Below are 19,357 nucleotides of genomic sequence, written 5' to 3'. Positions count from 1 at the left end.
TTCTCTTATTTCTATTAGTCACTTATTTTCTAAAATTATCTATCTTTATTATCATCTCTTTTATTACTACAACAATCATTATTAGAGTTATTTTTCATATTATCTTGTTTTTTATTTTTTTGTTTCATTTTATTATTTTTATTATTATCTTTAGAGTTTTTCATAATTAACACCTCCTTTATATATACAAATGTATACTCCCAAATTAGTTTGCGTAAATTTTATAATTTAATACAGTAAAAAGTTTCAACTTAAATATAAGTTTTAATTTTGATGTATAATATATTAAAACTAGACTTGTAATAGTGTAATATTATGAAGACAAAAAATGGGGGAATTGATTTGAATAATAAAATTAATTTGAGTAAAGAAAAAAGGAATCATATGGTTTCTTTAATTCAATCTTACTTTCAAAATGAACGGGATGAAGATATAGGGGAGCTTGCTTCAAGTCTTATTTTAGATTTTATTATAGAAGAACTAGCACCAGTGTTCTACAATGAAGGTGTTGCAGATTCATATAAATATATGACTGACAAAATTGAAGACCTATTGGGAATTCAAAAACTTTTGAGATAATAATATTATTAATAAAATTACTACTAAAATAAAAACAACACACTATTAAAAAAGTGTGTTGTTTTTATTATAACTATTGATATTGTTTGCTCAACTCATTAGCAGCAAGAATTGCGTTATATACATCTTGTGGAGTAACATCAAATGGCATATTTCCCATAGTGTCTCCTTCTGCACAAGAAAGTTCTGCTACTTTCATTATATCTTCTTCATTAATATTTTCTAAACCTAATTCTTCTAAAGTTGTTGGTAATCCAACTTCTTTACAGAAATAAATCACTTCTTCAATTTCTTCTAATGGAGCATTTTCCAAAGTAAGTTGTGCTAATAATCCAAATGTTACCTTTTCACCGTGAGAAACATGATGTAATTCATTAATAGCAGTCATACCATTATGAATAGCGTGTGCAGCTGCAAGTCCTCCACTTTCAGCTCCTACACCACTAAGATAAATGGTTGCTTCAATAACATTTTCCACAGCTTTAGTAACAAGATTTTTATTTACGGCAACAGTTGCTTGGACGCCATATTCTAATAACATATCATAACACATTTCTGCTATTCCCATACCTGTTTGAGAGACTTTCATATTTACTAAGTTATCACCATTTGCTTGATAACATGCTCTTGCTTCAAAATATGTTGCCAGTGCATCGCCTATTCCAGCAACAAAGAAATGGGTTGGAGCATTGGCAAGAATTTGTGTGTCAGCTAAAACTACGTCTGGATTGCTAGGAAGGAAAAGATACTCATCAAATTCTCCCGTTTCTGTATAAATTACTGATAATGCTGTACATGGCGAATCTGTTGAAGCAATGGTTGGAATAATTACCACTGGTAGGTTCTCATAATAGGCTACTGCTTTAGCAGTATCAAGTGTTTTTCCGCCTCCAATACCAATAATTACATTACTTTTTGAAGTATGTATAAGTTCTTGTAATCGCTGGATTTCTTTTTTAGAACATTCTCCTCCAAACTTTTCAAATGTTACTTTATGATTGATAGCAGAAAAGCTTTCAGTCATTTTTCCCTTTGCTTCATTTAAAATAAATTCGTCACAAATAGCGAAAGCGCTATCTCCTAATACTTTTGTATATTCACTTGCATTTTCTAATATATTCTGTCCAATAATAAATTTTTTAGGTGAAGTAATTGATTTAACCATACTTAACATCTCCTTATTTTAATATTTAATTACCTTTACTTGTTTTACTAATAGATTAGCTAAATTTAGATTGATTCATTATTTTTGTACTTATATTATTTTGCATTATACTTCTTTTTTTAATTCGTTATTTTGTTAAAAGTTTTACAATAAGCTGTTATTATTTCTATACCACTAGATTAGTTTATGTAAACTTTATAATTAAATACAATAAAAAGCTTAAGTTAGAGAGAGAATTATAATTATTAAACAAAATTAAAGAGGCTTTTTCAAATGTGAATCTTAACTATCACTTTTGAGAAAACCTCTATTAATTGTGAGAAATTATAGTAAATAAAATATACAAAATAATAAATGCTTTATATAAGATTTTTAAACTCTAATATCAATGGTACTTTTCTTTTCATTTTCTGATGGAATCATATTTTTACTTATATTTTTATACACGTCTAAGACTACTTTATTCACTACTGTACCCATATAAGAAAATATTATAATATCAAATATAATACCTATTGTACCTAGCCTTAATAATAAATATATAGGTATACTTAAAACTGAAAAAATAACACTTGGGAAAAATATAACTTTAAGAGTCATCTTTAAATTATTACTTAATACTAATATACTTTTTTTACAATGATCTATAAATGACAAATTATCAGCTACAAAAGAATACTTGAGATAAAACAATAATAAAAATATAACTGCAAAAATAACAGATAGAAATGCAAAGTCTCTATTCATAATAAACAAAGCGATAGGTATAATTGAAATGATATCTACTATAAAGAACTTAAACCATACTTTATTACCAAGTATAAAAAAATCTTTTATACTGCTTTTTTCTTTATTTAACTTATTTACTATACTTAAATATCCTCCATTAATAAAACTAAGTATTAGAGTTACTAAAATTAGAAGAGATACATTAAATAAAGAAAAGCTGTTGACTACTCCACTTAATTTCATATTATTATATTCAAATAAGTAAGAAGGAAGATCTTCAAATATAAACTTAATACTAGGAGGAATAGACACTATACCTATTTTTATTAGAAAGAGTTTTGATGTTGGTGTATAAGTAGTGTTGAATATTTTATTGTATAAAAAGAATTTGTGTAAATCAAGTAATATTGGAACTATTATAATCCATAAAGATTTGTTTAGAGATTTTATACTTTCAATTAATTTATCAGTTAATCTCATTAGATATATTTCCCCCTTTACAAAAAAATCCATTATCATGTAATTGAATTATACCATATGGATGGAGGTAATTATGAAAAATATCATTTAGTTTATACATCATATAGTAAAAAACATAGAGGGAAAATAAAGTTACCAAGTAATAACAACAAGTCAAGAATAATTATAAAAGATAATAATTTATTTGGAACTTTTGATATTTCAAGAAAGAATATAAATGGAATAGACAATAATTATATTATTTATTTTACTAATGAAGAAAATAAAATAAAAGTTACAATATGTGATATTAATGGCAATAATATAAAGGATATTACTGATATGATTATAAATTAATTCATTATGATGTTTGAATTTTCAATTTGAAAGTTTTTACTAAAGAATGATATAATTAATTAACAGTTAATAATGATCGGGCATAAAAAACTTCTACATAGATATTAATTGTAATAATAAAAAGTAGGAGAGTGTAGAATGGAACATATGTTAAAAGAAATATTAGAAAAAATTAATACTATGGATAACAAGATTAGCACTATGGATGACAAAATCAATGATATGAGTAATGAAATTAGCACAATAAATAATAAAATTGGCATAATGGATGGTAGAATTGACTCAATAGAAAGTAAGATTGGCATAATGGATAGTAGAATTGACTCAATAGAAAGTAAAATTGACGTAATGGATGGTAGAATTGATTCAATAGAAAATAAATTTAATGATATGGATATTAGAGTAACTTCAATGGAAACTGAGATTAAAGAAACTAGAAAAGATATTAAATCTTTAGATGAAAGAGTTTCTGATGAACACAATACAACAAGACTAGAATTAAAACAAGAAGCACAAACTGTTTATAGAGAAGTTAAGGACATGCGTGTGGATATAAATACTGTTGAAATAAATACTGTTGAAATGGCAACTTCAAAAAATTGGAATGATATAGCTAAATTAAAATTTATTAAATAGTAAAAAAGCTGAATTAGTTATTTATAACTCGTTCAGCTTTATTTATATTTAAATTTTTCATAAATTACTTCTATAATTCATTTATATAAAACTTAACGTAAGCACCGTCTTCTTCATTATTTTGAACGGATATATGTCCTTTATGTTTTTCTATTAGGCACTTAGATATATAAAGTCCTAATCCAGAATGTCCTTTTTCTTTAGAACGAGTAGAATCCCCACAATAAAATTTTTTAAATACATTTTTTAAGTCAGCAGAGGAGAATCCAAATCCATTGTCTTTAATATGAAAAGTTATTTTTTTGTTTTGTATATATATCCTTAGTGAAATGGTCCCATATTCAGGAGTAAATCTAAAACTATTGAATATGATATTATCTAATATTTGGGAAATTCTATAACTATCTATATTCATAAAGTCATTATTTTTTCTCATATCTTCTACAGAAACATTAAAATCTATATGCTTCTTATTTAAGAGAGATTTATAATCAATAATTTTTTTATCTATAAATTCAATTACATTTGTTAAACTAGGACTTAGTTCAAAGTCTATATTATCTACTTCAGAAACAGAATTCATATCTTTAATTAGATTTATTGCTCTAAGAGTATTCTCTTCGATAGTATTTAGATACTGTTTTAATCTTTCCTTGTTATTTAAATTACTTTCTTGTAGCACTTCTATATGTCCTTTTATAATAGTTAAGGGTGTTCTTAGATCATGAGCTATAGCAGATATCATATCCTTTCTTTCTTGTTCAATGTTCCACTGGCGATTCAAAGAAATACTTAATTCATTTTTCATATTTTCAAACGATTGACAAAGCTCACCGAGTTCATTTGGTTCATCATAATCTATAGTAAAATTTAAATTTTGTTCACGAATTTTTTCGGAAGCAGTTATTAGGTTATTTATAGGTTTATTAATATTTTTACTAAATTGTCTAGAAAACAACCAAGTGAAGAAAATTATATAAATAAATGGAGATAAAATAAGTAAAAATTCGTTTGATATTAAAAAATTATATTTTGGATTTCTTGCAGTAGGTGTAAGTTTATAGCTTAATATTACAACTCCTTTTATAGAAGACTCTTTTTTTATAGGTATATATCGAATAACATTTTGACCATAAAATACTTTTTCATTGTTATCATATATAATATCTTTATTTTCTATATTTACATTTTTAAATGTTCCATATATATAACTAAGACTATCATCTAATACAGCATATTCAATTCCTTCCAAAGGTATTTTGTTTTCTAAATTCTTTTTTTCTGTTTTATTTAACAGTAGCTCACTTTTTTCTTCAACATAGTTAATAATATCAGGTACTTTTTGTTCATAATAATTACTTGGAAGAATAGCACCAATGTCTATGAGTATGAAAAACAAACTATAAGTTAAGATGGAAAGAGTTAAACTACATACTATGATAAAAATAAAATTCCATATAAATTGTTTTTTAAAAGAAAGTCTTTTTATCAATCACATCTCTCCCATCTATACCCAATTCCCCACACTGTTTTTATATAGTTTGCATTTGGAGAAATAGAATTTAGTTTTGAACGTATATTTTTTACATGTTCTGCAATACTAGAAGAATTACCTTCAGCATCATATCCACAGACTCTTTCATATAACAACTCTTTGGAGAAAACTTGATTAGGATGAAGACAAAGAACTTCTATTATATCAAATTCACGTCTTGTCATATCAATTAATGTATTTTCATAATAAACTTCTCTACTATTAAGATTTACACTTAATTTTCCAAAACGCAACTTAGATTTACTGAAATTAGATACTATCCTTTGTTGTCTTCGTAAATGAGCATTAACTCTTGCTTTTAATTCTTTTAGGCTAAATGGTTTTACTATATAGTCATCTCCACCTAAGGCTAATCCCTTAATTTTATCGGATTCTTCTTGTTTTGCAGTTAGAAATATTATAGGGCCTGAAAATATATCTCTTATAATTTTACATACTTCATATCCGTTTTTTCCAGGCATCATAATATCAAGTAATATTAAATCTGGGTTTAAGCTGATTTTACTTATGGCTTCATCTCCATTATATGCAGTTAATATTTCATAATTTTCATCAGATAGAGCATCTTTAATGAAAGACACAATACCTTTTTCATCATCAACTATTAATATTTTCTCATACATAATTACTCTCCTATAAAAGTACATGATATTTGATTTTTCTAAATTTTAAAATAGAAAATCCCTTTTCTCCCATATAATTATACTACAAGATAAGCCTGAAACTATTAATGTTAGAATAATACTGTAAAAATCTAAAGAAGGTAAACCACCTAGTATGTCAAAAATAGTTTTGGTACTAGATAGAAAAAATTCAAAAATATCTGATACATATATAGAACCTACGAAGAATCCCATTGTTATAAACATAGATAAAACAGAATTAGGAATAATGCTACATATAATACTGTTTATTGAAAGTAGGGTAAGTAAAATAAAAAATTCTAATCCATAGAACTTTAAACTATATATCAACGCCCTAGTAGTATCAAATACTTCTTTTGTTTTAAAAAACATTGTAGTATCTACAGGCTTAAGAAAGAAGTAAGCAAATAGGTTTGTAATTATAAACACTATAGATAATACAATAATAGTTATTATAGTTTGAGTAAGTAACTTAGACACTATAAAGTGCCATTTTTTATAAGGGCGGGTAATTATGTTACGATAACTTCCCATAGTATGTTCTGCGTTTAAACTATCTGTATAAAGTAATGGTAAAGCTATAAACATTAGAAATATGTGAAGGTCTCTTAAAATAAAAACAGAGAAATTTAGATTATTAAGAGAAATAGTATTATTAGCATCATAAAATCCTACATTCCACTGTCTCATGCTATTACTCCATATTAAAGTAATTAGAATAAGCATTACTAAAATAACTTTGGTTTTAGAACGTGACCAAATACGTTCTAACTCACTTACTACAAGATTTATCATTTTAATTTCCTCCTTGCTATGATATTGATAAATGTCTTTTTAAATATATTTAGAAGTTTTAGTAAAACATAAATACGATAATACTGTAAAAATAGTTGTATAGATTAATAATATTGAAAAATTCCATCCTACTAGAGAAGGATACTCTCCAAGAGAAATAGCTATTCCCATATGTTGAATATGAGTTAATGATAAAAACTGTAACTTAGCTACTTTCATTGTCAATTTACCGAAAAACATTAAAAGAATCTGAGGATATATAATTGAAGACAATAAGAAACCTATACTCAATCCTACACCAGTTGTAACTGTTTGGCTTACTGTGGATATAAACATAATAGTAGAAGCCATGGCAATAAGAGTTAAAAAAGATAATAAGTAATATTTTACTCCATATATAAAAGAAGATAGTGTAGCAAATAATTCATTATGATAAAAGATACTAACCTTTTCGAGCTTAGGCATAAGTAGATATCCTATTGGAATACTAAAAAAATAGTATGCGGTAATAAGTAAGAATATAGTTATAATAACAGTAATAAACTTTGCAAAAAATAGTTTACTAAATGATATTTGTCTAATCATTATCATTCTTATTTGCCCAGTTCTATATTCTTCTGTTACTGACAGAACTAGAAGTAAAATTACAGCTAAGTTAAAAAAAGTTATTAACTGTTCTTGCATAGCTGCAATAGGAAAATTAGCAAATGAAGTAAACTCTGGACTGGTTGTAGTTACTAATACATTATGACTTAAATAGTATTTAGCTGAAGCATATAATACTAAGGGAATGGATATAAATATTAACCAAGTGTTTTTTTTAGTCCATAATCTCTCAAATTCACTTATAAATAAAGATTTCATAGTTTATCTATTTCCTCCTTGGGACATGAGTTCTATAAAAACATCTTCTAGTCTGTTGCTGTCTTCTCTTCTAGACAACAATTCTTCATAAGACCCTTTCCACAATAATTTTCCGTCATTTATGATGATGAATCTATTACACATTTGTTGAAGTTCATCCAAGAGATGGCTGGAAATAAAGAAAGTAATTCCTTTTTCTTTATTTAACTTTATAATTAATTCTCTTAATTCTTTCATTCCCATAGGATCTAATCCATTAGCTGGTTCGTCTAAGATTATAACTTCGGGATTGTTTAATAATGCTTGTGCAATACCAAGTCGTTGGTTCATTCCAAGTGAGTAAGTCTTTACTTTATCGTTACCTCTATCTTTTAATCCAACAATCTCCAAAGATTCTTCGACTTTATTAAGTTGATCTTTACGATTCATATCTGGATTAAGTCTTGCTAAGTTCTGAAGATTCTTTCTACCAGACATATATGGAAAAAATATAGGCGATTCTACAATAGCACCAACTTTTGAGAGAGCATTTATACGATCTTTGCAAACATCATTTCCTGATATAAGTATGCTCCCTGTTGTAGGAGCAACAAGTCCCATAATCATTCTAATTGTAGTCGTTTTTCCAGAACCATTAGGACCTAGGAAACCACAGATGTCTCCTTTATATACTTCAAAAGACATGTCATTTATTATGGTTCTTTTCCTTATATTCTTAGTTAAGTTAACTATCTCTAACTTTTTATCTTTCATAATAACCCTTCCTTCTTAAAAAAATTTTATAAATGTAATCTTACATACTTATGATAAATATAATTTTTAAAGAATTTATAAAGAAAGGTAAAAATTTATATGGTATGAGATAATTTCAATTAAATATAAGATGAAATAAAGGATTTAGGTTTAAGAAATTTTAAATTTTATTATTTAATCATAAAAAATAAAAGATGAGACTATTTATTTAAAATGTAATTGTAATATACATAGATGGGAATAATTATATTAATGATTAAATAAACTAACACTAGATACTATAATAATATATTTCACTTTATGTACTTAATAAAAGTCAATTGAAAGGAGAGTTATTATGGCTGGGAAATCAAGAAAGATGTTTCCAGGTGGAAACACATCAGAAGGATTTTATTCTTATTTTAACTATATTCTAGGGGATGATGCAAATAGAATTTTTATATTAAAAGGAGGACCAGGAACAGGCAAATCTTCTATTATGAAAAAGGTAGCAGAAAAATTATTAGAACTAGAATATGATATTGAGTTTTTTCATTGTGCATCAGATAGTGAATCTATAGATGCGATTGCTTCTCCTGAATTAAAAATAGCAGTTTTGGATGGAACAGCACCACATGTTACTGATCCTAAGTTTCCTGGGGCAATAGATGAAATAATAAATTTAGGAGATTTTTGGAATAGTGAGGAGATTGTAAAAAATAAAGATGAAATAAAAAAAGTAATAGTTAGAAACTCTAAATTTTATAAAAGAGCTTATAAATACTTAAAAGCTGCTAGAATCATACAAGAAGATATAGTTTGGAAAAATGAAGAAGCACTAAATGTTGGTCAATTAAGTGTAGAAATTCAAAGCTTAGTAGATGAAATATTAGGAGATATAGATTTTACTGAATTTATAGGAAAGGAAAGACATCTATTTGGCAGTGCATATACTCCTAGTGGATTAGTTGATTACTCGGGAAATTTACTTCAACATATAGTAGATATATATTATATAAAAGGAGACTTTGGAACAGGAAGAACTAAACTATTAGAAAATGTGTGTAAAGAAGCGGTTAAAAGAGGGTTAGATGTAGAAATATTCCATACTCCACTTATACCAGAACAAATAGAAACAGTTATTTTAAAAGATTTAAATATTGCTCTTACTACAAGTACTGTAGCTCAGGCAAATAATAAAAAAGTCATAGACTTAGATAAGTATCTAGATGAAGATAAGTTAAAAGATTATAAAGATGATATTAAAGAAGATAAAAGAATATATGAACAACTAATTAAAATAGCCATATCTAATTTAAACAAAGCTAAGAAGAATCACGATGAAATAGAAAAATATTATGCACCATATATGGATTTTTCTAAGTCTCAAAAAGTTATAGACGATATAATTAGTAAATCACTAGAATTTAAAAACAAGGAACAATAGTGTTCCTTGTTTTTAAATTCTAATATTTGGACAAATTTATAATATATAAATAATTGATACTTTATTAGAAAAGGAGTGCGTATGGGAATTACATTAGTTATTTTAATTACATTTTTGATTGGAATTGTAACGTTATTTCCAGGGTTTGTAATAAACAGTGATGTATTAAAAGGTTTGGGAGGCACACTTATAATTGGATCGTTATTAATGTTTTTAGCTACTATTATAATATTAGCAGGTATGTAAATATTAAAAACGACTTAAGTTTTTTAACTCTATATCGATATATTAACATAAAGATGAATAAAAGCTGACAAAACAACAAAAATATTATATTATAGTAAGAGATAATGACTTTATTCCGATATTATAACAATACATATTGATAACATATAGTCTTCTATTACTAAAGAAAGGTGCGTGCTAAAATGAGTGAGAAACAAATCTCATCAAATTTTATTAGAAATATAGTTATTAATGACTTAGAATCTGGAAAGCATAAAGAAATAATAACTCGTTTTCCTCCAGAACCAAACGGATATTTACACATAGGTCATGCTAAATCTATAACACTAAATTTTGAACTAGCAAATGAATTTAATGGAAAAACAAACTTAAGATTTGATGATACTAATCCTATGAAAGAAGATGCAGAGTATGTAGAATCTATAAAAGAAGATGTAAAGTGGTTAGGTTTTGAATGGAATAATCTATACTTTGCTTCTGACTACTTTGAAGAAATGTATAATCGTGCTATTTTACTTATTAAAAAGGGTAAAGCATATGTTTGTGACTTAACGGCTGAAGAAATAAGAGAGTATAGAGGAACTTTAACGGAACCAGGTAAAGAAAGTCCTTATAGAGATAGAACGATAGAAGAAAATTTAGAGCTATTTGAAGCTATGTGTAAAGGTAAGTTTAAAGATGGAGAAAAAGTTTTGAGAGCTAAAATAGATATGACATCTCCTAACATAAATATGAGAGACCCTGTAATATATCGTATAGCACATGTTTCACATCATAATACAGGAGATAAATGGTGTATATACCCTATGTATGCCTTTGCACATCCATTAGAAGATGCTATAGAAGGGATAACTCATTCAATATGTACTCTAGAATTTGAAGATCAAAGACCATTTTATGATTGGGTAGTAAATGAATGTGAAATGGAAAGCAAACCTAGACAAATAGAATTCGCAAGACTTAACCTCACTAATACAGTAACGAGTAAAAGAAAACTTAAACAACTAGTTGATGAAGGGATAGTAGATGGATGGGATGATCCAAGAATGCCTACTATAAGTGGATTAAGAAGAAAAGGATATACTCCAGAATCGATTAGAAATTTTTGTAGGGAAATAGGAGTTTCAAAGAGTAATAGTTTAGTAGATGAGCAAATGCTACAACATTTTATAAGAGAAGATCTAAAAGTTAAATCTCCTAGAACTATGGCTGTATTAAGACCTTTAAAAATAGTTATAACTAACTATCCAGAAGGTGAAACGGAAATGCTAGAGGCTGAAAATAATGCAGATAATCCTGAATTAGGATCTCGTCAAATACCATTTTCTAGAGAAATATATATAGAGCAAGAGGACTTTATGGAAAGTCCGGTTCCAAAATATTTCAGACTATTTCCTGGAAACGAAGTAAGACTTAAGAATGCCTACTTTATAAAATGTACAGATGTAGTTAAAGATGAAAATGGAGAAATAGTTGAGGTTCACTGTACTTATGATCCAGAAACTAAAAGTGGCACAGGATTTACAGGAAGAAAAGTTAAAAGTACAATTCATTGGGTAGATGCAAAACATGCTGTACCAGCTGAATTTAGATTATACGAGCCTTTAATATTAGATGAAGAAAATGAAGGAGAATCATTCTTAGATAATATCAACCATAATTCTTTAGAGATTGTTAATGGATTCGTAGAACCAAGTATGAAAGATTCTAAGGTGCAAGATAAGTTCCAATTCTTTAGACATGGTTACTTCAATGTTGACCCTAGGTATACATCTAAAGAAAAACTTGTATTTAATAGAATAGTATCTTTAAAAAGTTCTTTTAAAATAAAAAAATAGTAAAAAGCAAGTTAAACATAATGTTTAACTTGCTTTTTTAGTTTTAACATTAGAAATACTTTTAATATAAGAGCTTATATTCTATGTTACAACTTCATTATCATTGTCTTCTTCCTTTAAAAGGATATTTAATAATAGAGCAAAAACTGTACCTGTACTTATTCCAGATGAAAATATCATTTGGAATACAGATGGTAAACTTGATATATATTCAGGCTTTACAGTCACTCCAAGACCAAGCCCTAATGAAACAGCTATTATTATGAGATTTCTATTATTTAAATTAACTTTACCTAGAGTTTTAATTCCAGAGGCGGCAACAAGACCAAACATAACAATTCCCGCTCCTCCTAATACCGGATTTGGCATAATAGCTATTAGTGTGCTAAATTTAGGAAAAATGCCTAGTAAGACTAAGATTATACCAGAAATAGATACAACGTATCTACTGGCCACTCTAGTTAAAGGAATTAATCCAACATTTTGACTAAATGATGTAGTTGGTCCCGCACCTAAAAAGCCAGCTAAAAAACTACCAACGCCATCAGCTAATATACCATTTGCTATAGATTTATCTGTTAGCTCTTTTTGTGATACTTCACTAATGGCAAACAATACACCAACCGTACTAATTATAGCGACTAGGTAGGCTGGAGCAAAAGAAATAAATGCTTCTGGACTAAAGTTGATTCCGTATTTAAGAAATCCAGGTAGAGCAATCCAGCTAGCATTTTTAACTTCTTGAAAATTAACTAGACCAAAAGGATAACTAATTATGTATCCTACAACTATACCTATTAGTACAGAAGCGCTACTGATCATACCTTTTCCATATCTATTTAAGAATATAATAATTAATAATACTAATAAAGATATACAAAAATTTATTAAACTTCCATATCCTTTTGTACCAACTCCACCTGCAGCCCAGTCTATAGCAACTGGAAGCAAGGTAGTTCCTATTAAAGTAACAACTGTTCCAGTGACTACTGGTGGAAAAAATTTCATTAGAGGTTTGAAGAATCTACTAGCAATTATTTCAATGAATGATCCCATTATAGTTGCACTAAAGATTCCTGATAAACCTAATCCCATTTTACTTCCTATAGCTATTGAAGGAGCAACAAATGTAAAATCTGTTCCCATAACACATGGTAACTTAGCTCCTACAGGTCCGATAGCTTTAGATTGAATAAAGGTAGCTATTCCTGAGGTGAAAATGGTAGCACTAACTAATAAAGCCATATCAGATACAGAAAGTCCAAGTGCTTGTCCGATAACTAATGGAACAGCTACAATTCCACCAAATGCAGTTATTATATGTTGAAATCCAAATAAAATAGATATACCTAAGGGTGGTTTATCATCAATCTTATATAATAGTTCAGAAGAATTATTATTTACATCATTAGGATTATCTTTCATATTTAAACCTCCTTGTTGTAAGCATACTTATTTACTGAAACATCTAAGGTTATTACTTCTATAATATGTATTATAAACACTATGACATATAATATACTGAATGAAAAATCTTATTTTTGATCTACAATAAAAATAAATAGGTTATTTTGAAAGAAATATACATTTTCTTAGACTAATAAAATAAAAGTAAAAATTTAATATAAATCTTAAATTATTAAAATAAAAATAATTGTAATGTTATAAGTGATGATTATTGTTTTAATATAAAAATATTAGAATAAATATTCAATAATTGTATTGACATTATAGTAAATATTTTATATACTCTTATTTAAATAAAAACTAAATTATGAAATCTAATGATTGGAAGAGTAAACATGCCTTAGTTTTAAGCGAACTAGAGAATGGTGTGAGTCTAGTAACGGGTTATGTTGAAAAGAGTCCATGAAGATATACTTTGAAAATATTTATCATTATATGCATAAATATTAGTATAGGTATACAGTGACAACTGTTAAAATGCTAGAGAGAGAATGAATAAATATACACTATAATCATAATATTCATTCTAATAAGAGTGGTAACGCGAAACAAACCTTTCGTCTCTTAATTAAATGAGATGAGGGGTTTTTATTTTATATATCTATAAATTAGGGAGGTCTTTAAAGTGATAAAGGCGGGAATAATAGGAGCCACAGGATATGTTGGAACGGAATTAGTAAGACTTTTAAAGAATCATAATAATGTGGATATAAAGTTTATAACATCTCAAAGTTATATAGATAAAGAATACGATAGCATATATGAAAATTTTAGAGATGTGTTTCCAATGAAGTGTACCGAGCAGAATGTAGAATTAATTGCGAATGAGGTAGATGTTATATTTATGGCATTGCCACATGGAATAGCAAGTAAAGAAATAGATTCTAAAATACTAGAAAAAACAAAAGTTATAGACTTAGGGGCAGATTATAGAATAAGTGATAGGGAAATATATGAAAACTGGTATAATACGAGTCATCTTTCATCAGAACTTTTAGATGAAGCTGTTTATGGGCTATGTGAAATAAATAGAGAAAAAATAAAAAAAGCTAGACTTATTGCTAATCCAGGATGTTATCCTACATGTAGCATATTAACGTTAGCACCACTTTTTAAAGAAAACATAATAGACATAGAAAGTATAATAATAGATGCAAAATCAGGAGTAACAGGAGCAGGGAGAAGTTTAAATATAGGGACACACTATACAGAGTGTAATGAATCTATGAAAGCATATGGAATAGCTTCTCACAGACATACGCCAGAAATTGAAGAACAATTAAGTTGTATAGCTAATAACAATGTATTTGTAAGTTTTACTCCACATTTAATTCCTATGAACAGAGGAATATTAACAACTTCATATGCAAAATTGAAAGATAAGCTTACATATGAAGAAGTTAAAAAGATTTATGAAAAGCATTATAAGGATGAATACTTTATAAGACTTACAAAAGAAAATGTATTACCAGAAACAAAGTGGGTTAAAGGATCTAATTTTTGCGATATAGGATTTAAAATAGACGATAGAACAGGACGAATTATAGTAGTCGGAGCAATTGACAATATGATTAAAGGAGCAGCTGGTCAGGCTGTACAAAATATGAATATATTATTTGGATTAGATGAATCAACTGGAATTAACGGTGTATCCATATTCCCAGTATAGTTTATAGATATAAAAAATACAGGTAGGTGAGTCAAATGAAAGTAATACAAGGGGGAGTTACGAATCCTAAAGGATTTAAGGCTACAGGATTTTTTGCAGGAGTTAGGAAAAAGAAGAATGATATGGCTCTAATATTTAGTGAAGTACCAGCTAATGCAGTAGGTGTTTTTACTAAAAATACTGTCAAAGCTGCACCCGTATTATGGGATCAACAAATACTAGAACTGAAGAAAAAAGTTCAGGCTGTTGTAGTTAATAGTGGAAACGCTAATGCTTGTACTGGAGAAATTGGAAAAAAGCATACCGAAATAATGGCAGAAGTAGTTGCAGAATGTTTAAATTTAAAGAAACAAGAAGTCTTAGTCTCTTCTACTGGAGTTATAGGAGTATTACTACCAATAGATAAAATAACAAATGGAATAAAAGAAAACTATAGTAAACTAGGATACTCAAATATAGATGGTGATTTAGCAGCGGAAGCTATAATGACTACAGACACATTTCCTAAGAAAATAGCTATTGAGCTAGATATAGATGGGAAGATTGTTAAGATAGGTGGTATAGCCAAAGGTTCTGGAATGATACATCCTAATATGGGTACTATGCTTGCATATATAACTACGGATGTAAATATTAGTAGAGAATTACTAGATAAGGCTTTAAAAGAAAGTACATTGGATTCGTATAATATGATTTCTGTAGATGGAGATACAAGTACAAATGATACTGTTATAGTTATGGCAAATGGACTTGCAGAAAATAAAAAAATTACAAAAGAAAATGAAGATTATATTAAATTCAAAGAGGCACTTCACTTTGTTAATACAAGTCTTTCACAACAAATAGTTAAAGATGGAGAAGGAGCAGGGAAATTTATAAGTGTAACGGTAAAAGGAGCTAATACAAAGGAAGATGCAAGAACACTTACTAAGTCTGTTATAAATTCTAATCTTGTTAAGACAGCCTTTTTTGGAGAAGATGCCAACTGGGGAAGAATAGTTTGTGCATTAGGATATACAGGCATAGATTTTAATTTGGATAAAACATCCATATATTTTACTAGTGATGGGAAAAAGATTGATCTAATGAGAGACGGAGTTCCTGTAGAATTTGACGAAGAGGTTGCTAAAGATATTTTAAAAGCTTCAGAAATAGAAGTAAATATTCTATTAGATGAAGGAAATGAAGAAGCAACTGCTTGGGGATGTGACTTAAGCTATGATTATGTAAAAATAAATGCTGACTATAGAACCTAAAAATAAAAATATATTAATAGAATTCTACAAGATTATTTTATTACTTTATCTTTTATTTATTGTCTATAATTATGATTTTAAAAGAAGGTGGCTGGTTATGGAAAAGCATATAAATAAGGCTAAAACACTAATAGAAGCTATACCATATATACAGTCTTTTCGTGGCAAAACTGTAGTTATTAAATATGGTGGAAGTGCTATGATTGATGAAGAAATAAAAGCCATGATGATGCAGGATATAGCATTATTGAAGCTTATAGGGATAGAAATAGTTTTGGTACATGGGGGAGGTCCTTTTATAAATGAAACACTTCATAGAATGAATAAGGAGTCAAAATTCATAGATGGACTTAGAGTGACTGATAAAGAAACCATGGAAATAGCTGAGATGGTCCTATCTGGGAAAATAAACAAAGAGATAGTAAATGACATAGAGAAAAATGGATTAAAAGCAGTAGGAATAAGTGGAAAAGATGGTATGACATTAAAGGCTAAAAAGAAGATTGTAAATGGAATAGATATAGGATATGTAGGAGATATAGTAGATGTTGATACTAATCTTATAACATGTTTATTACAATGTGGATATATACCAGTAATAGCTCCTATAGGAAGAGATGAGGAAGGGAATACGTATAATATAAATGCTGATTATGCTGCTGTTGCTATAGCTGGTGCATTAAATGCACAAAAACTTGTATATGTAACAGATGTAAAAGGAGTTATGGAAGATATAAATGATCCAAAATCTCTTATAACTCTTATGACAGTGAATGAGGCTAAGAAAAATATAGAATCTGGGACCATATATGGTGGTATGATTCCAAAAGTTGAGTGCTGTGTTAGTGCAGTAGAAAAGGGAGTTGATACTGTTCATATTATAGATGGTAGAGTTGAACATAGTATACTCTTAGAAATATTTACTCAAGAAGGTATTGGAACGATGTTTAAATAAGGGGGAGACATTATGGATAAAGAATGGATTGATACAGGTAAAAAATTTATAATGAATACTTATAGCTCTTTTCCTATAGTTTTAGAAAAAGGGGAAGGATGCTATGTATATGATAAAGAAGGAAAGAGATATTTAGACTTTGTTTCAGGAATAGCAGTTAATAGTTTAGGATATAGCAATGAGGATTTTGTAAATGCTTTAAATGAACAATTAAAGAAAATTCATCACTGTTCTAACTTATATTGGTCGGAACCTACTATAACTTTAGCTAAATTATTAGTTGAAAATAGTGCATTTGATAAAGTATTCTTTTGTAATAGTGGAACGGAATCTGTTGAAGCTGGGCTAAAACTGAGCCGAAAATATGGTAATCTAAAACGTGGAGAAGAATGTTATGAAATTATAACTATGAAAAATTCTTTTCATGGAAGAACATTTGGATCAATTACAGCTACAGGACAAGAAAAATATCAAAATGGATTTGGACCATTACTTCCTGGAGTAAAATATGCTCCTTATAATGACTTTGAAACTTTAAAAAGCATGGTAAATAAAAATACTTGTGCTATTGTTGTAGAGGCTATACAAGGAGAAGGTGGAATCTGTCCTGCTGAAAAAGAATATTTAAAAAATATTAGAAAACTATGTGATGAACTTGATATAGTACTAATATTTGATGAAGTGCAAAGTGGAATTGGTCGTACTGGAAAGTTATTTGCTTATGAAATATATAATATAGAACCAGACATTATATGCTTGGCAAAAGGATTAGGTGGTGGATTTCCTATAGGAGCTATGATGGCTGTTGAAAAAATAGCAAATGTATTTGAACCGGGAAATCATGCTTCTACATTTGGAGGAAATCCATTAGCTTGTACGGCAGGAATAACAGTTCTTAATAAGTTGCTTAATGAAGGAGTACTTCAAAATGTAGAGAAACAAGGTGAATATTTAAAGAAAAAATTATTATCTCTTAAAGAAAAGGTATCTTTTATAAAGGATGTAAGAGGATACGGACTTATGCAAGGAATTGAGATAGAAGAAACTTCACCATCCGATATAATAAATAAGTGTATAGAAAAAGGACTATTATTAGTAGGAGCTGGAGCTAATGTTATAAGATTTGTACCACCTCTTACTATAAAAGAAAAGGAAATTGATGAAGCTGTAGAAATACTAGGAGAAGTTCTAAGTTTAGTAAAATAAAAATTAATTTAGATGAAGAATTTGTTTATGTAAATTTAACTATGCAATTATAAAAAATATATTATTTTTAATTGGCGTCTATTAGATAGGCGTCAATTTTTGAATTTTATAAAACTATTAAGAATGATTATTAGTTGTGTTATTCAACTTTAAAAAATATTTTATAAATTGGTATTAAAAATAAGTTTAATATCATATAATGCTTATTTTAACATATACTTGTTTTGAAAAAGTAAAAATATTTGATAAAATATACGAGGGGAATTGAGTGTATTTACAATAGACATGAGATTATAATAGTTTATAATTTAAGGATATAATTAAGGGGGATAAGAAATGATATTTAAATGGAAAGAGGATTTTGAAACTGGGATTAGTGAAATTGATACTCAGCACAAAAGATTGTTTGAGTTAGGATCAGAATTATATAATTTGGTGAAAGTAAAAACTCAACAAGATAAATATGATGACATAGTTACAATAATAGAAGAATTAAAAGACTATGCTATATATCATTTTAAGTATGAAGAAAACTATATGAAGGAAATAAACTTTAAAGATTTAAAAGAACATAGAATAAAGCATAACGTGTTTATAGAGAAAATATTGGAATATGAAACTGATGATATAGATTATAATCAAACAAAAGTATTACTAGATATGATTAACTTTATAGCAAGTTGGATTAGTAATCATATTTTAAAAGATGATTTAAAATATAGATAATAAGTCATTTTAAACTTTTATAGTATAGTTAA

The 19,357-nt window shown here is 27.7% G+C and carries 20 protein-coding genes and 1 other annotated feature; of the genes, 11 read left to right on the top strand and 9 right to left on the bottom strand.

Annotated elements, in window-relative coordinates; translation table 11 throughout:
* Positions 1-35 precede the first annotated feature (35 nt).
* Positions 36-164, bottom strand: coding sequence for a hypothetical protein (locus CLPU_RS17965; protein WP_268760444.1), 129 nt, complete (start codon positions 162-164; stop codon positions 36-38).
* A 178-nt stretch (positions 165-342) separates the two neighbouring features.
* Here CLPU_RS17965 and CLPU_RS04130 point away from each other — a divergent pair, with 178 nt between their 5' ends.
* Positions 343-579: a DUF2164 domain-containing protein gene (locus CLPU_RS04130; RefSeq protein ID WP_235436098.1), complete on the top strand. Its 237-nt coding sequence runs from the start codon at positions 343-345 to the stop codon at positions 577-579.
* Positions 580-652: 73 nt separating this feature from the next.
* On the opposite strand, the gene CLPU_RS04125 is transcribed toward CLPU_RS04130, so the two are convergent.
* Both CLPU_RS04125 and CLPU_RS04120 read right to left on the bottom strand, forming a co-directional pair.
* Positions 653-1,744: a glycerol dehydrogenase gene (locus CLPU_RS04125; protein WP_200898479.1), complete on the bottom strand. Its 1,092-nt coding sequence runs from the start codon at positions 1,742-1,744 to the stop codon at positions 653-655.
* 372 nt (positions 1,745-2,116) lie between these two features.
* Complete coding sequence (locus tag CLPU_RS04120) at positions 2,117-2,953, bottom strand: hypothetical protein (protein ID WP_050354385.1); 837 nt, start codon at positions 2,951-2,953, stop codon at positions 2,117-2,119.
* 57 nt (positions 2,954-3,010) lie between these two features.
* On the opposite strand from CLPU_RS04120, the gene CLPU_RS04115 reads away from it, so the two are divergent.
* Together CLPU_RS04115 and CLPU_RS04110 are read left to right on the top strand one after the other, a co-directional pair.
* Positions 3,011-3,289, top strand: a complete 279-nt coding sequence (locus tag CLPU_RS04115; protein ID WP_050354384.1) for a hypothetical protein — start codon at positions 3,011-3,013, stop codon at positions 3,287-3,289.
* A 138-nt stretch (positions 3,290-3,427) separates the two neighbouring features.
* Positions 3,428-3,925, top strand: a complete 498-nt coding sequence (locus CLPU_RS04110) for a coiled-coil domain-containing protein (protein WP_050354383.1) — start codon at positions 3,428-3,430, stop codon at positions 3,923-3,925.
* A 70-nt stretch (positions 3,926-3,995) separates the two neighbouring features.
* Here CLPU_RS04110 and CLPU_RS04105 read toward each other — a convergent pair whose 3' ends face one another.
* The 5 genes from CLPU_RS04105 to CLPU_RS04085 are packed head-to-tail and all read right to left on the bottom strand — an operon-like array spanning position 3,996 to position 8,536.
* Positions 3,996-5,417, bottom strand: a complete 1,422-nt coding sequence (locus CLPU_RS04105) for a HAMP domain-containing sensor histidine kinase (RefSeq protein ID WP_050354382.1) — start codon at positions 5,415-5,417, stop codon at positions 3,996-3,998.
* On the bottom strand, positions 5,414-6,103 hold the full coding sequence (locus tag CLPU_RS04100) for a response regulator transcription factor (protein WP_050354381.1): 690 nt from the start codon (positions 6,101-6,103) through the stop codon (positions 5,414-5,416). Before CLPU_RS04100 ends, CLPU_RS04105 begins: the two co-directional genes overlap by 4 nt.
* A 45-nt stretch (positions 6,104-6,148) precedes the next feature.
* Complete coding sequence (locus CLPU_RS04095) at positions 6,149-6,919, bottom strand: ABC transporter permease (RefSeq protein ID WP_050354380.1); 771 nt, start codon at positions 6,917-6,919, stop codon at positions 6,149-6,151.
* Positions 6,920-6,958: 39 nt separating this feature from the next.
* On the bottom strand, positions 6,959-7,783 hold the full coding sequence (locus CLPU_RS04090; RefSeq protein ID WP_050354379.1) for an ABC transporter permease subunit: 825 nt from the start codon (positions 7,781-7,783) through the stop codon (positions 6,959-6,961).
* A gap of 3 nt (positions 7,784-7,786) precedes the next feature.
* Positions 7,787-8,536 (bottom strand): ABC transporter ATP-binding protein, encoded by a 750-nt coding sequence (locus CLPU_RS04085; RefSeq protein WP_050354378.1) that lies wholly within the window; start codon positions 8,534-8,536, stop codon positions 7,787-7,789.
* A 337-nt stretch (positions 8,537-8,873) separates the two neighbouring features.
* Here CLPU_RS04085 and CLPU_RS04080 point away from each other — a divergent pair, with 337 nt between their 5' ends.
* From CLPU_RS04080 to CLPU_RS04075, 3 genes are all read left to right on the top strand, one after another.
* Positions 8,874-9,962, top strand: a complete 1,089-nt coding sequence (locus CLPU_RS04080; RefSeq protein ID WP_050354377.1) for an ATP-binding protein — start codon at positions 8,874-8,876, stop codon at positions 9,960-9,962.
* A gap of 81 nt (positions 9,963-10,043) precedes the next feature.
* Positions 10,044-10,208 carry a hypothetical protein gene (locus tag CLPU_RS17170; RefSeq protein ID WP_157857701.1) on the top strand — a complete coding sequence of 55 codons (165 nt, stop codon included), beginning with the start codon at positions 10,044-10,046 and terminating at the stop codon, positions 10,206-10,208.
* 182 nt (positions 10,209-10,390) lie between these two features.
* Positions 10,391-12,046 (top strand): glutamine--tRNA ligase/YqeY domain fusion protein, encoded by a 1,656-nt coding sequence (locus CLPU_RS04075; RefSeq protein WP_050354376.1) that lies wholly within the window; start codon positions 10,391-10,393, stop codon positions 12,044-12,046.
* A gap of 81 nt (positions 12,047-12,127) precedes the next feature.
* Here the strand turns inward: CLPU_RS04075 and CLPU_RS04070 are convergent, their stop codons facing one another.
* Complete coding sequence (locus CLPU_RS04070) at positions 12,128-13,471, bottom strand: uracil-xanthine permease family protein (RefSeq protein ID WP_050354375.1); 1,344 nt, start codon at positions 13,469-13,471, stop codon at positions 12,128-12,130.
* Positions 13,472-13,821: 350 nt separating this feature from the next.
* Positions 13,822-14,081, top strand: a binding site (T-box leader).
* A gap of 57 nt (positions 14,082-14,138) precedes the next feature.
* On the opposite strand from CLPU_RS04070, the gene argC reads away from it, so the two are divergent.
* The 5 genes from argC to CLPU_RS04045 all read left to right on the top strand — a co-directional run bounded on the left by argC (position 14,139) and on the right by CLPU_RS04045 (position 19,325).
* Positions 14,139-15,182 (top strand): N-acetyl-gamma-glutamyl-phosphate reductase, encoded by a 1,044-nt coding sequence (gene argC / locus CLPU_RS04065; protein WP_050354374.1) that lies wholly within the window; start codon positions 14,139-14,141, stop codon positions 15,180-15,182.
* Between the two features lie 35 nt (positions 15,183-15,217).
* Positions 15,218-16,438 carry a bifunctional glutamate N-acetyltransferase/amino-acid acetyltransferase ArgJ gene (argJ, locus tag CLPU_RS04060; protein ID WP_050354373.1) on the top strand — a complete coding sequence of 407 codons (1,221 nt, stop codon included), beginning with the start codon at positions 15,218-15,220 and terminating at the stop codon, positions 16,436-16,438.
* Positions 16,439-16,535: 97 nt separating this feature from the next.
* Positions 16,536-17,393, top strand: a complete 858-nt coding sequence (argB, locus tag CLPU_RS04055; RefSeq protein ID WP_050354372.1) for an acetylglutamate kinase — start codon at positions 16,536-16,538, stop codon at positions 17,391-17,393.
* Between the two features lie 12 nt (positions 17,394-17,405).
* Positions 17,406-18,599 carry an aspartate aminotransferase family protein gene (locus tag CLPU_RS04050; RefSeq protein WP_050354371.1) on the top strand — a complete coding sequence of 398 codons (1,194 nt, stop codon included), beginning with the start codon at positions 17,406-17,408 and terminating at the stop codon, positions 18,597-18,599.
* A 336-nt stretch (positions 18,600-18,935) separates the two neighbouring features.
* Positions 18,936-19,325, top strand: a complete 390-nt coding sequence (locus CLPU_RS04045; protein ID WP_050354370.1) for a bacteriohemerythrin — start codon at positions 18,936-18,938, stop codon at positions 19,323-19,325.
* Positions 19,326-19,357: the final 32 nt, after the last annotated feature.

Origin of the sequence: Gottschalkia purinilytica, assembly GCF_001190785.1 — a bacterium.
In the GTDB taxonomy this organism is placed as follows: Bacteria; Bacillota; Clostridia; order Tissierellales; family Gottschalkiaceae; genus Gottschalkia_A; species Gottschalkia_A purinilytica.
The sequence above is the reverse complement of the archived record's forward strand: the minus strand, read 5'-3'. Positions and strand labels throughout refer to the sequence as shown.

Excerpts from the sequence above, each read along its gene's own strand:
- CLPU_RS04075 (WP_050354376.1), top strand. The coding sequence starts at position 10,391 with ATGAGTGAGAAACAAATCTCATCAAATTTTATTAGAAATATAGTTATT.
- argJ (WP_050354373.1), top strand. The coding sequence starts at position 15,218 with ATGAAAGTAATACAAGGGGGAGTTACGAATCCTAAAGGATTTAAGGCT.
- CLPU_RS04120 (WP_050354385.1), bottom strand. The coding sequence starts at position 2,953 with ATGAGATTAACTGATAAATTAATTGAAAGTATAAAATCTCTAAACAAA.
- CLPU_RS04070 (WP_050354375.1), bottom strand. The coding sequence starts at position 13,471 with ATGAAAGATAATCCTAATGATGTAAATAATAATTCTTCTGAACTATTA.
- CLPU_RS04080 (WP_050354377.1), top strand. The coding sequence starts at position 8,874 with ATGGCTGGGAAATCAAGAAAGATGTTTCCAGGTGGAAACACATCAGAA.
- CLPU_RS04115 (WP_050354384.1), top strand. The coding sequence starts at position 3,011 with ATGGATGGAGGTAATTATGAAAAATATCATTTAGTTTATACATCATAT.
- argB (WP_050354372.1), top strand. The coding sequence starts at position 16,536 with ATGGAAAAGCATATAAATAAGGCTAAAACACTAATAGAAGCTATACCA.
- CLPU_RS04085 (WP_050354378.1), bottom strand. The coding sequence starts at position 8,536 with ATGAAAGATAAAAAGTTAGAGATAGTTAACTTAACTAAGAATATAAGG.
- CLPU_RS04050 (WP_050354371.1), top strand. The coding sequence starts at position 17,406 with ATGGATAAAGAATGGATTGATACAGGTAAAAAATTTATAATGAATACT.
- CLPU_RS04125 (WP_200898479.1), bottom strand. The coding sequence starts at position 1,744 with ATGGTTAAATCAATTACTTCACCTAAAAAATTTATTATTGGACAGAAT.
- CLPU_RS17170 (WP_157857701.1), top strand. The coding sequence starts at position 10,044 with ATGGGAATTACATTAGTTATTTTAATTACATTTTTGATTGGAATTGTA.
- CLPU_RS04110 (WP_050354383.1), top strand. The coding sequence starts at position 3,428 with ATGGAACATATGTTAAAAGAAATATTAGAAAAAATTAATACTATGGAT.
- CLPU_RS04045 (WP_050354370.1), top strand. The coding sequence starts at position 18,936 with ATGATATTTAAATGGAAAGAGGATTTTGAAACTGGGATTAGTGAAATT.
- CLPU_RS04095 (WP_050354380.1), bottom strand. The coding sequence starts at position 6,919 with ATGATAAATCTTGTAGTAAGTGAGTTAGAACGTATTTGGTCACGTTCT.
- CLPU_RS04100 (WP_050354381.1), bottom strand. The coding sequence starts at position 6,103 with ATGTATGAGAAAATATTAATAGTTGATGATGAAAAAGGTATTGTGTCT.
- CLPU_RS04090 (WP_050354379.1), bottom strand. The coding sequence starts at position 7,783 with ATGAAATCTTTATTTATAAGTGAATTTGAGAGATTATGGACTAAAAAA.
- CLPU_RS17965 (WP_268760444.1), bottom strand. The coding sequence starts at position 164 with ATGAAAAACTCTAAAGATAATAATAAAAATAATAAAATGAAACAAAAA.